Raw genomic sequence first — 12,229 nt, 5'->3', positions numbered from 1 at the left:
AACTTCTGCAAGGAGGTCGAAATCAGAATATCAAAGATCAGATAATAGCAGAACAACATTTAAAGGTTTCTGTCACCTGGTTTCCAGTTCATAGGGCATAAGCCACCAGATTGCAGGGCTTGCAGGACACGAAGTGTTTCTTCTACGCTGCGACCTACATCATTGTGATTAACGACCTGATATTTCAATTCACCTTCAGGATCAATGATGAACAATCCACGCAATGCAATACCTTCTTCTTCAATCAGAATGCCGTAGTCTTTAGCAACTTGTTTAGTAATATCAGCAGCAAGCGGGAAATTCAAACGGCCAAGACCATTCGAATCCTTAGGTGTATTGATCCATGCTTTGTGGCTGTGGATCGAATCTACACTTGCGCCGAGAATTTCTGTATCAAGCGCTTCGAACTGCGCAGCTGCTTCACTGAGAGCTGTGATTTCAGTCGGACATACAAAAGTGAAGTCCAGAGGATAAAAGAAGAATACCAGCCATTTGCCACGATAGTCGGACAGACTTACTTTACCAAAATCCTTACCATCACCTGATACGGTTTGCATAGTAAAATCTGGAGCTGGTCTACCTACTAAACGTTCAGCCATTGCCAAAATCCTCCTTTGATTATGTAAGAAACCAACCATTTCTTGTCGTGATATGCTGGAATAATTTACATCTTGTCTACATATCAAATGGTATCATCGTACAAAATCAAAGTCAATCTTAGACAAATTCCCCTATAATCGTAATTAGAAATTAGATTTTATTATGCTTTGCGGATAGCTGCAACAATCAGGTCGCCCATTTCAGATGTACTGATCGCTTTGCTCTTATCTACGGCGATATCACTTGTACGGTGTCCTGCATCCAATACTTCAGCTACTGCAGCCTCTATCGCAGCAGCCGCATCCTCATAACCAAAGGTTAAACGGTACATTAGTGCTAAGGACAAGATTGTTGCAATCGGGTTCGCAAGTCCTTGTCCGGCAATATCAGGTGCGGAGCCGTGAACGGGCTCGTAGAGACCGTAGTTACCATCGCCCATCGAAGCGGAAGCAAGCATACCGATAGAGCCTGTCAACATCGCAGCCTCGTCGCTCAGAATGTCACCAAACATGTTCTCGGTAACGATAACATCAAAGCTAGCTGGACGACGCAGCAGCTGCATTGCACAGTTATCAACGAGTACATGTTCAACCTCTACCTCAGGATATTCTGGAGCAATCTTATTTACGACCTCACGCCATAAACGTGAAGTTTCAAGTACATTCGCTTTATCAACACTTGCCAGCTTATTGCGACGCTTGCCAGCAATCTCAAAAGCCTGACGCACAATTCGTTCCACTTCCATTACGTTATATACACAGGTATCCACTGCTTCTTCACCATGTTCACCTTGACGACGCAGTTTATCTCCGAAATAAATCCCACCAGTCAGCTCACGAACGACCATAAGATCGGTACCTTCCAGCACTTCTGGCTTCAATGTCGAAGCGTCCTTAAGGCAATCGAATACGACTGCTGGACGTAAGTTTGAGAACAATCCAAGTGCTTTGCGAATGCCAAGCAATCCGGTTTCAGGACGAAGCTCCTTAGAATTGTTATCCCACTTCGGTCCGCCTACAGCGCCCAGTAATACGGCGTCAGCACTGCGACAGATTTCCAGTGTATCTTCCGGCAGCGGTGTGCCTCTTTCGTCTATTGCAATGCCTCCAAAAAGAGCGTGCTCCGTTTCAAAAGCATAACCAAATACTTCTTCCGTTGCTTTCAATACTTTTTCTGCTTCAGCTACTACTTCAGGTCCAATACCGTCCCCTGCGATTACGGCGATTTTTTTAACCTCACTCATCTCAGTCACTCCTCAAGTGGTCTGCTCTAACAGACATAGTTCTTCTTTATATTGTTGTATCATACCCAGTCGTAAAGGACAAAGATATAGATTCTATTGAGTTGATAGGCATAGCCTATAATTCAATGAGATAAGACAACTTATCCAAATTGCCGCTTCATATTTGCTCTTATTTGCTCTTATTTCTGAAGATGTTTACAATTAAGTTGAAATCATCTACCTAAGGAGTGAATGCGAAGTGCAATATGCTAAGCTTGGCAAATCCGGTATGAAGGTCAGTCGGCTATGTCTCGGAACAATGAACTTCGGCCCACAAACAGATGAACAAGAAGCCTTCCGTATTATGGACGCTGCACTCGACGCAGGTGTTAATTTTTTTGATACCGCTAACATTTATGGTTGGGGTGAGAATTCCGGTTTAACAGAAACGATTATTGGTCGTTGGTTTAAGCAAGGTGGGGGGCGACGTGAAAAGGTCGTGTTAGCTACCAAGGTATACGGTGCAATGAGCGATAAGCTCGACGGGCCTAATGATGAGGGTGGACTATCATCTTATATTATACGCCGCCATCTAGAGGGGTCTCTACAGCGTCTCCAGACCGATCATATTGAATTGTACCAGATGCATCATGTTGACCGTAGTGTCTCTTGGGACGAGCTGTGGGGGGCTTTAGAGCTTGCTGTAAACCAAGGAAAGATTGGTTATGTCGGCTCCAGTAACTTTGCGGGATGGGATATCGCTGTGGCCCAACAAGAAGCGAAGGCACGTGGCTTTTTAGGTTTGATTTCTGAGCAGCATAAATACAGCCTCACCTGTCGCCTTCCTGAACTTGAAGTATTACCCTCCTCTCTCCATCATGGATTAGGCGTTATTCCTTGGAGCCCACTGGATGGAGGTCTTCTTGGACGCAATGCACTTAAGAAAATAGAAGGCAGCCGCAGTGGAGGAAATGCTGAACGCGTAGAGCAATACAAAGATCAGCTTGAGGCTTTTGCAAGCTTATGTATGGAGCTTGGGGAACCACAAGATAATGTAGCACTAGCATGGTTATTAGCCAATCCTGCTGTAACCGCACCCATTATTGGACCACGCACACTAGAGCAATTCGAGAGTGCACTGCGCAGTCTTGAGATTGTGCTAGATGAATCTGTCCTTAAACGTTTAGATGAGATCTTCCCAGGACCGGGCGGAGAAGCTCCTAAAGCTTACGCTTGGTAGGTTTCTTATAATTTGAAAAAGGGAGTTAAGGCTTCAGCAGAACCAATCGCTGAAGCCTTAACTCCCTTTATTGTTCGTACTTATTCAGCTGTGTCCACGGTTACACTTCCATTACTCGTACTTAGGTCCACAGTATAAGTTCCTTTACCAAGAATGGCAGTGCCAAAGCTGTCCCCGTCTAGATCCCAAGGGACATTCCCCTTCAGTGAGCCATTGCTAGTATCCGCTGTAATCTTCGCATCGGACACAGTTGGCAACCCCACCGTAATCTTTCCGTTACTAGACGAACATTTCCATTTTCCAGTCACTGCTGAATTAATAGTGATCTTGCCGTTGCTGCTCTTTGCCGTCAACGCTCCATCTATATTATCCAATATAATCGCACCATTAGAGCTTTTGAGCTGCGCTCCACCTTGGATGTTCTGAACAGTCAGTGAGCCATTGCTGGTATCTGCTTCAACTCCGCCAGCAACATCATGAATATTTATAACCCCATTACTAGTATCAACCACTAAGCCAGACTTTAAATCCCAGGCTTCTATTGACCCGTCACTAGTATCTACCTCAACGGCAAGGCTGCTAGGTACACTTACATTTAAATAAGGACTTTTAGTATTAAATCCAAACTGAATATTAGAGAACCAATTATGATCTGTATCAAGCTCCATAATCAGTGTATCTCCCTCAGTTTTTACTTTCCATTTCTTTTCCAACGCACTTTCGGCTTCACTTTGCGATTTTCCAGGTAGGAGTAAGCTTCCCTCATAATCCAATGAGCTTCCATCTATTCCCTCGACCTTTACTTTTCCACTTGGAAGTACGATTTTCAGCGTCGTAATATTGTCTTTCACTTCGACATTGCCGCTTAGTGGAGTTAAATGTGTATTCCCGATTAAACTGCTAAGTGAGCCGCCGGCCATTACGCTCTGTGCACTGCTTGCTCCAACCAACAGGATGATCAATAGGATTGCCCAACCGCTCACACGACTTTTGGCATCGGATTTGATAAACAATCTTAGCAACATCTCGAGTCCGAACAAGATCAACAGTGCTGGCCATAAATAACCAAGTACTTCATAGCTGATCATATTATACTGAGCCATCACAATAATGACACCAAGTGCAATGCAGCCTATAGCTGCAGTAAAACTCCCGATTTTCCATCTCCCCATAGTCAAATCCCCGTTTCTTACGCTCTCGTATTGTTTCTTAGCATCTTCAGACCGTACGCAATCAGACCCAGTGATAGCAAGATCGTACCAATGTTAATCTCAATTAACATTCTCCAAAGCGTCGGAAATGCTGAGATCACCAGCATAAGGAAACCGGCAACAACACATCCAACACCAACCCAAGCCGGATTCACATCTTCATGTGGGTAACCCGGCATAGAGGACATCCCCATCGTCCAAGGTTCTCCGAAGCTGTCAGGATGGAACATCATACGCTCATGTTCGGCTGCAGTTATTTTCATCCAAGCCGCTTTCTGTAGGGCATCAAACAATTGGTAAAACCATAGTGCAGCTAGCGCAAAAGGGAAGATCATGGGCTCAGACGGAATAAACATAATACATAAGGAAGCCCCGATCATAAACTGCAGCCCCTGCTTTTTGAAACCTAAGTACAAATGACCTACACCAGGAACCATAGCTAGCATAAAAGTGAGCCAACGTCTCTTCTTAATCATAATACATCCTCCTAAAATTTGGATAGCATAAACTTTTCAGTTTACCTGAATCCATCTATTATTTATAAATCTCTTTATGACTATTTTCTAAAACCACCAAACCATTGGGTCACCGAATTCGACACATGACCATTAATTTCAGTAATCCCATAAGCCAAATTCTCAAAAACGCCAAACTGTAACAATAAGAAGCTCAAGCAGGCAGCCACCGCATAATGCATCCAAGATGTTCTAGGAGCATAGCGACGTCTTACGCTTGTCGCTTTAACCGCTCGCTCTCTGCGTCCTGTTTCGAGCTGCTCGATATGGGCCATAACACCTGCTGCGAGATCTGGAAAGTCCATCTGTTCATGCTGATATTCACTGTCCGTTTCCATTTCTGACCAAAGAGCGGACATTTCCTTAGCTTCCTCCAGCCACTGCGCGCAATCAGGACAGGATTGTATGTGCAACCGGATACTCAGCTCCATATCTGGAGACAGTAGGCCGTCAATGTAATGTGGCATCCATTCCTTCACTATTGCACAATTCATCGCAATTCCTCCCTTTGTCTACGCATCATCTGTCTGGCACGATAAAGCTGCGATTCGATAGTCTTAACGGAAACACCTTTTTGCTCCGCTATCTCTTGATAAGAATTTCGCTGAAAATAGTACAGCTGTACGACCGACCGGTACGGTTCCGCAAGGCTGTTCACATTCTCACCCAGCTCAGCTGATTGTTCCTGCTCTAGCACCTCTTGCTCTGGTGTTTGAGACGTTACCCAATCATTCTCAGTGTAATCAGCTGCACTCCGATGCCTCCACTCCCTATCATTGGCCCGTTTCCAGTCCAGACAGGTTCGATAGGCTATCCGATAAAGCCATGTCGAGAAGGTAGACTGTCCTCTGAAGGAGGGGAGCGCTTTGTATGCTTTTATAAAAACCTCTTGGGCCATATCTTTGGCCGATTCGGCTTCTCCAGTAATCTTGACGCACACTCTGTATACCATGCCTTGATAACGTGTCACCAAATGCCCAAAGGCCTGATGCTCACCGTTCAGCACAGCAGAAATCCATTCCGCCTCTTCCAGCTTTCTCCCCTCCTTCACCTACATAACGTTAGACGCCAGCCAATTCTAATCCCCTGCAACTTTTTTTTAATTTTCGAAATATTTTTGGGAAAGGAATATATTGTTTTTTGTCGAATAATGTTTAATTACTATGACTAAAAGAAAACTCTTTCTAATTATCGTGCTATTTCTTACTATACTTACTGGATTTCGCTTCCTATGGGTTTGGGCATCGCCTCATGCTATACAACCACAATTAGTCAAAGGAGTTCTCGATTTACGGAATAAAGACTTAAATCAAGACAAGCTCCTTACCTTAAAAGGCCAATGGGAGTTCTATCCTAATACGCTGCTTCCCACTTTCAATAAAGAATCTCTAAACAAAGCTCCCCCTAAAAAATATATACAAGTCCCGGATCAGTGGAACGATGCCATTCATAATGGCGAAAAGTCTGCTTTTGGCTACGGCTCCTATCGGTTACGGATTCTTGTAGATAAAAACGAAAAGCAGTCTTATGGCATACTCATATCCGGGGTTCGGACTTCTTCGGAAATATATATCAATGGTGAACTACTAGGGAATTCAGGTTCTCCATCTGCCAATAAAGAAGACTATGTTGCTCGTGTATTACCTTACTCCGTATCTTTTACAACGGATAAGACTGAGATTGAAATTGTGATTCATGTAGCCAACTACTCTTTAGCTCATACAGGCGGTATTTTTAAACCCATTTTATTTGGTAACGAAAAAACTTTAACACAACAGAGGAACGTTTCTATAGGCCTTCAACTGTTATTATGTGTAGTACTTCTACTCCATGCCGTCTATGCAGCAATATTATATACCATTGGTCCGCGGCAAAAGATGTTGATCTATTTTTTTCTGTTGGTAATTTCCGCTATAACTACAGTACTCATTGATGATGACAAGCTTTTGCTGCATATGCTTCCCTTAAACTACCAATGGAGCTTAAAACTATTAATCATATCTAATATTATGGCTTTTATATTCATCTTACTGACAAGCAAGCAACTAATGTTCCATAATTTAAAAATTAAAAGCGTTCGGATCCTGACCAGCTTATCCTTGGTACATATCCTTTTCATACTGCTCGGTCCCGTTGTCCACTATTACGAATCATATACGCTTCTTTTTTTCATCAATATAATCGTTCTATCATTAGAAGTTGTAGTTCTCTTTCTGAAATCTGCGCTTAAAAACAACGATGGCTCTATTTTTCTATTGCTATCTATCCTAGCCATCGTTAACAGCACTCATTGGGGATTGTTCAAAAATTTCGATCTGGTTGACGTTACCTATTATCCTTTCGACCTGATTATTGCCTTTTTATGCTTTGCGACTTTTGGGTTTAAGCGCTATTTCTGGAATGCTAAGCAGACTGAAAATCTGGCAAAAAGCCTGCAAAGAACCGTTACGCAAAAGGATGATTTCCTAGCTAATACCTCTCTCGAGCTGAAAAACCCCCTACATAGCATCATTAATATTGCTGAGACCGTCTTAGACAGTGAGAGAGATTCTTTAATGCATCAGAACGCAAATAATCTAGAACTGCTAATTACCGTCGGAAGACGTATGTCTTTACTGATAAACGATCTTCTAGATCAATCACAGCTTCGTGAAAGCAACATTCAATTACAGTTAAGAAATGTTCCCATTCAATCCGTAGCTGTTGGCGTACTCGATATGCTCAAGTTCCTAACGGAAGGTAAGCACATTACACTAATCTCGGAGATTCCCGACTCGTTTCCTTCTATTGTGGCAGATGAGAAAAGACTCATTCAGATTTTGTTCAATCTGCTTCAAAATGCTGTGAAATATACGAGTGTAGGCTCAGTTAGGGTCCATGCGGATATTCATAAAGGTGTGGCGCGCATCCATATTACGGATACTGGCATTGGAATGAACGAGGAAACACAGCTTAGAGCCTTCCAACCCTATGAACAGGGTGACTCAAGCGTGACAACAATAAGTGGTGGAATTGGATTGGGCTTAAGTATTTGTAAACAGTTAGTTGAACTTCACGGTGGAGAGATTAGCGTAAAATCTTCACTTGGCAAAGGCTCTACTTTTACTTTTACTATGCCTCTATCCGATTCAAACATTCAAAAATTCAATTTAGAATTCTCAACAGTGACTGAATACACGGACAAACTATCTCATATTAGGCTATCCGAATTTAACACTACATCTGCTACTTCAACGGATGGAAGAAGACCTAAGATTTTGGCTGTCGACGATGACCCGGTTAATCTGAAAATCCTTACTAGCATACTATCCATCAAAGACTATGAAATGGTTACGGTAACCAGTGGAATTGATGCTTTAATAAAACTGGATACTGATCAATGGGATTTAATCATTACAGATGTAATGATGCCCCAGATGTCCGGCTATGAATTAACACAGAGAATTCGTGAACGTTTTACTATAGCTGAGCTTCCTATTCTACTTCTGACCGCACGTAGCCAGCCGGAAGATATCTACACCGGATTTGTTTCGGGCGCGAACGACTATGTAATGAAACCCATGAACGCTATGGAGCTAAGAGGACGGGTACGTTCCTTAACAGACTTAAAACAGTCCGTAAATGAACGGCTTCGTCTGGAAGCAGCGTATCTTCAAGCGCAAATACAACCACATTTCTTATTCAACACATTAAATTCTATATCTGCTCTGGCATCTTTTGATACACAGCGTATGGGTCACCTTATTGATGCCTTTAGCTCTTATTTACGCTTAAGCTTTAACTTCTTGAACGCTGAGCCGATGATACCGATTGAACACGAGCTTGAGCTTGTCCGTGCCTATCTGTACATAGAGAAAGAGCGCTTTGAGGACAGGATGACCATCAACTGGGAGTTAACAGAAAATCTACATTTTCAGTTACCTCCCTTGACCATTCAGCCACTCGTTGAAAATGCCGTTAGGCATGGTATATTAAGCCGCTCCAAAGGAGGTACGCTTTCAATATCCATCAAAGAACTAGCTGATGACATCGAGATTACAATCGCTGATAATGGTAAAGGTATGACTTCCGAGCAACTTCAGCAACTGCTGAGCAGTCAGTCTAATGTAACAAGAGGGATTGGATTTCTTAATACACATAAACGCTTGTTACGTGTCTATGCTAAGGGTTTGCAAATTAAAAGCAAGGAAGGGCTAGGTACTTCAGTAAGTTTCATAATCCCTTCTAAAAAAAGAAATATGAATCACAAAAATACCTAGTCACAGACAGACTATAATGAACCGAAAAATAAAGAAGAGTTTATTGTTTTTTGCTAAAAAATACTATATTGAGTGGTGAAATAACAATGATTCAAGCAGTATTAGTGGACGATGAACGCCTTGCTCTCGTAAAGTTAGAATTCATGTTAAAAGAAATGGAAGCTGTTCATATCATCGCGTCCTATACAGATCCTGTTCAAGCTATACAAGAAGCTCCAGCCTTGGAGCCTGACGTTATTTTTATTGATATTGAAATGCCTGAAGTGAGCGGACTTCAAGCTGCCGCAATTCTGCAAGAGGTCTGTCCAAACGCTAATATCGTTTTCGTGACCGCGTATAACCAATATGCAGTGGAAGCCTTTGAGTTAAATGCGATTGATTATATTTTGAAGCCCGTGCGACATGACCGTTTATTCAAAACAGTACAACGCTTGGAGGACAGATTGAGGTTTGCACCAAAAAGCACAGAGGTAGCACATGAACTAACGATTCGTTGTTTTCAATCGCTGCGTTTTGAACGAGGAGGACAACCTTTAAACAATCTCCGTTGGAGAACTTCTAAGGCACAAGAATTGTTTGCTTTCTTGCTTCATAATCGCAATCGATTCGTCAGTAAAGATACCCTGATTGACCTACTATGGCCAGATTTCAACCTTAAAAAGGCTTCTACCCATCTCTACACAACCATTTATCAAGTACGACAATGTTTAAAGCAGAGTGAGGTAGATCTGCATATCAGCAACGTCAGTGGCGGGGAAGGGTATACGCTTGAGACCGGGCCGCTTCTAATCGATGCAGCCCAGTGGGAGCACAACATTCTTGCACTCGAATCCATCGGAGAGGACAATTGTGCAGAACATCAAAGCTTATTTGAACTGTATTCAGGGGATTATTTTGGTGATTACGATTATTTGTGGGCGGAAGGCGAACGACAACGTCTGCGCACCATTTGGCTACACCATGCTATGGGAATGGCCCAGTTCTATATCGACAACAACAGAGTTCCCGAAGCTGTCACTGTGTATCAAAAGGTAGTACAGCTTCAGCCCTATTTTGAACAAGGACATTTAGGATTAATGAAGGTCTACGACAGTATTGGGGAACGATCCGCAGTGGAAGAACAATACAAGAATCTGACGGAATTATTGAAAGGCGATCTAAGTATTGGTCTTCCTGCCGTTGTTCAAGATTGGTATGAAGAATGGGAACTACATAACCTTAGAATACGCAGCAAGAAATAGTTTCTATTTATCAAAGACACCCGGATCTATTCGGGTGTCTTTGTTGTTACGATATATTAATTGCTGCGTTTGAAACAGCTAGTTAAACGAAGCTAGCGAATTACGCAAGATTGAACAAACTTGTCCGAAGCAAATTCAAACATTGTTCAATAAGCCGCAATTCTAACATGTTGTTGGCAGAGCTATGCCCTATTATCCTAGTTCCGGTTGATCTACGAAGGTAACAGCGGTATCTGAAGTGCTGTGCAATTCAAAGATGACAATCTCATTGTCGCCTTGTTTCAATAGAGGACCTGGCACATACATTGTTTTCTGTGGTCCGATATTCCAATAGCGTCCAAGGTTGAACCCATTAATGAACACGACGCCTTTAGTCCATCCTTCCATGCTCAAGAACGTATCACAAGGTTCATCCACAACCAAGGTGCTGCGGAAGAAGCTAGGTTCCATTTGCCTGAATAAACCTTCAAACTGCAGACCAGATAAATCCGTTAATGGCAACGTATAAGTCGTCCATTCCGACAGAAACTGCCGTCCATAACGTACCCCTTCGGTAATCCCTTTACAATCTCTCATAAAAGGACCATAGTTGACACGTCCTAAATTCTCCACAAGTATACTAACATGCAGCCCTTCGGCCGGAACCTCGAACTCTAATTTCACCTCTGGCTCTACACGATCTAAGGTTGCAGTGAGCTCTCCATTCAGAAAGACTAATGCACGATCATGTAAATCCTGGATGAAGAACTCATCTTTGGGACGAGGTCCTGTAAGGAACGTACTATAATGAATAAAGCCATAATCCTGACCCAATTTCTCCATCGATTCAGGGTATGCAGAGTGAATAGGTGCAGAAATACGATTCAAGTTTGCGGTAAGTGAAGTCTGCTCCTTCATCTCTACTCTCCCATATGCTCTCTTAGCGACAGGAGCTGGCAACTCAATGGGTCCGAGATCTACATATTTGGAGATCACTTCACGAACTGCATAATATTTAGCTGTCGGCTCACCGGATTCACTCAGTAAGGAATCATAGTCATAACTAGTAATTGTTGGTTCATAGCTGTCAAACGTATGTCCATTCGCTCCGTTGTAGAACCCAAAGTTAGTTCCGCCATGGAACATATAGAAATTAACGGATGCGCCTAAACTAAGTATCTCATCCAATACCTTCGCTACATCCTCAGCCGGACGCGTATGATGCTCCTCACGCCAATGATCAAACCAACCGTTCCAGTATTCCATACACATGATTGGAGCCTCTGGTTGGTATTCACGGAGCTTGTTGAATGCTTCTACTGGACGTGATCCAAAGTTCACCGTCTCTAGCACACCTGGGACCATACCTCCCTGTAACATCGCGTCTTCAGGTCCATCGGAAGTGAATAGTAGTACATCTATCCCACGGGAAATCATGCTGTCTTTTAAATGAGTCAAATAGCGCTTGTCATTGCCGTAACTTCCGTACTCATTCTCAATCTGCATAGCAATGATCGGGCCACCATTTGTACATAACAGTGGTTGTAATTTGGGGAGCAATACATCATAATACGCATCTACATGATCTAGAAATGGCTTATGGTAGCATCGAAGACGCATATCCGAATCAGCTAGCAACCAAGATGGCAGTCCACCAAATTCCCATTCTGCACAAATATAAGGTGCGGGACGAATGATGACATGCAGACCCAAATCTCCTGCCAATTCAATAAACCGGACTACATCTGCCATACCTTCAAAATTATGTTGGCCTTTCTTCGGCTCGTGTAAATTCCATGCCACATAGGTTTCAACCGTATTGAAGCCGCAAGCTTTTAATTTGATAAGACGGTCTTCCCAATGTTCCGGCAGAGTCCGAAAATAATGGATGGCCCCTGAGATAAGCCGTATCGCCTGATCGTTATAATAAAAGGAAGATCCTGAATAATGAAAAGTTGCCAT

The 12,229-nt window shown here is 42.9% G+C and carries 10 protein-coding genes; 3 read left to right on the top strand and 7 right to left on the bottom strand.

Going from position 1 to position 12,229, the window contains the following annotated elements; all coding sequences use genetic code 11:
- Positions 1 to 59: 59 nt before the first annotated feature.
- Together MHI27_RS06715 and leuB are read right to left on the bottom strand one after the other, a co-directional pair.
- The gene (locus MHI27_RS06715; protein WP_042125130.1) at positions 60 to 599 is read right to left on the bottom strand and encodes a peroxiredoxin; all 540 of its coding nucleotides are present in this window, start codon (positions 597 to 599) and stop codon (positions 60 to 62) included.
- Between the two features lie 161 nt (positions 600 to 760).
- Positions 761 to 1,843 (bottom strand): 3-isopropylmalate dehydrogenase, encoded by a 1,083-nt coding sequence (gene leuB / locus MHI27_RS06710; RefSeq protein ID WP_042125128.1) that lies wholly within the window; start codon positions 1,841 to 1,843, stop codon positions 761 to 763.
- A gap of 238 nt (positions 1,844 to 2,081) precedes the next feature.
- Between leuB and MHI27_RS06705 the strand changes: the two genes are divergently transcribed.
- The gene (locus tag MHI27_RS06705; RefSeq protein ID WP_405175878.1) at positions 2,082 to 3,062 is read left to right on the top strand and encodes an aldo/keto reductase; all 981 of its coding nucleotides are present in this window, start codon (positions 2,082 to 2,084) and stop codon (positions 3,060 to 3,062) included.
- An 80-nt stretch (positions 3,063 to 3,142) separates the two neighbouring features.
- On the opposite strand, the gene MHI27_RS06700 is transcribed toward MHI27_RS06705, so the two are convergent.
- The 4 genes from MHI27_RS06700 to MHI27_RS06685 form a co-directional block, all read right to left on the bottom strand.
- Positions 3,143 to 4,234 (bottom strand): DUF4097 family beta strand repeat-containing protein, encoded by a 1,092-nt coding sequence (locus MHI27_RS06700; RefSeq protein WP_042185736.1) that lies wholly within the window; start codon positions 4,232 to 4,234, stop codon positions 3,143 to 3,145.
- Positions 4,235 to 4,251: 17 nt separating this feature from the next.
- Positions 4,252 to 4,749, bottom strand: coding sequence for a hypothetical protein (locus MHI27_RS06695; protein ID WP_042185734.1), 498 nt, complete (start codon positions 4,747 to 4,749; stop codon positions 4,252 to 4,254).
- Positions 4,750 to 4,829: 80 nt separating this feature from the next.
- Positions 4,830 to 5,282 (bottom strand): anti-sigma factor, encoded by a 453-nt coding sequence (locus tag MHI27_RS06690; protein ID WP_042125121.1) that lies wholly within the window; start codon positions 5,280 to 5,282, stop codon positions 4,830 to 4,832.
- Complete coding sequence (locus MHI27_RS06685) at positions 5,279 to 5,839, bottom strand: RNA polymerase sigma factor (protein WP_042125119.1); 561 nt, start codon at positions 5,837 to 5,839, stop codon at positions 5,279 to 5,281. The genes MHI27_RS06690 and MHI27_RS06685 overlap by 4 nt, the downstream gene beginning before the upstream one ends.
- A 112-nt stretch (positions 5,840 to 5,951) precedes the next feature.
- Between MHI27_RS06685 and MHI27_RS06680 the strand changes: the two genes are divergently transcribed.
- The gene (locus MHI27_RS06680) at positions 5,952 to 9,047 is read left to right on the top strand and encodes an ATP-binding protein (protein WP_405175877.1); all 3,096 of its coding nucleotides are present in this window, start codon (positions 5,952 to 5,954) and stop codon (positions 9,045 to 9,047) included.
- Between the two features lie 86 nt (positions 9,048 to 9,133).
- On the top strand, positions 9,134 to 10,288 hold the full coding sequence (locus tag MHI27_RS06675) for a response regulator (RefSeq protein ID WP_405175876.1): 1,155 nt from the start codon (positions 9,134 to 9,136) through the stop codon (positions 10,286 to 10,288).
- Between the two features lie 192 nt (positions 10,289 to 10,480).
- Here the strand turns inward: MHI27_RS06675 and MHI27_RS06670 are convergent, their stop codons facing one another.
- Entirely contained in the window at positions 10,481 to 12,229 is a 1,749-nt protein-coding gene (locus MHI27_RS06670) for a glycoside hydrolase family 35 protein (protein ID WP_405175875.1), read from the bottom strand.

The organism is Paenibacillus sp. FSL H8-0261 (genome assembly GCF_045040645.1).
GTDB lineage: Bacteria > Bacillota > Bacilli > Paenibacillales > Paenibacillaceae > Paenibacillus_AQ.
The sequence above is the reverse complement of the archived record's forward strand: the minus strand, read 5'-3'. Positions and strand labels throughout refer to the sequence as shown.

What these genes read in the sequence shown, in the direction of transcription:
- MHI27_RS06715 (WP_042125130.1), bottom strand. Translation starts at nt 599, where the DNA reads ATGGCTGAACGTTTAGTAGGTAGACCAGCTCCAGATTTTACTATGCAA.
- leuB (WP_042125128.1), bottom strand. Translation starts at nt 1,843, where the DNA reads ATGAGTGAGGTTAAAAAAATCGCCGTAATCGCAGGGGACGGTATTGGA.
- MHI27_RS06700 (WP_042185736.1), bottom strand. Translation starts at nt 4,234, where the DNA reads ATGGGGAGATGGAAAATCGGGAGTTTTACTGCAGCTATAGGCTGCATT.
- MHI27_RS06695 (WP_042185734.1), bottom strand. Translation starts at nt 4,749, where the DNA reads ATGATTAAGAAGAGACGTTGGCTCACTTTTATGCTAGCTATGGTTCCT.
- MHI27_RS06690 (WP_042125121.1), bottom strand. Translation starts at nt 5,282, where the DNA reads ATGAATTGTGCAATAGTGAAGGAATGGATGCCACATTACATTGACGGC.
- MHI27_RS06680 (WP_405175877.1), top strand. Translation starts at nt 5,952, where the DNA reads ATGACTAAAAGAAAACTCTTTCTAATTATCGTGCTATTTCTTACTATA.
- MHI27_RS06675 (WP_405175876.1), top strand. Translation starts at nt 9,134, where the DNA reads ATGATTCAAGCAGTATTAGTGGACGATGAACGCCTTGCTCTCGTAAAG.
- MHI27_RS06670 (WP_405175875.1), bottom strand. Translation starts at nt 12,229, where the DNA reads ATGGCAACTTTTCATTATTCAGGATCTTCCTTTTATTATAACGATCAG.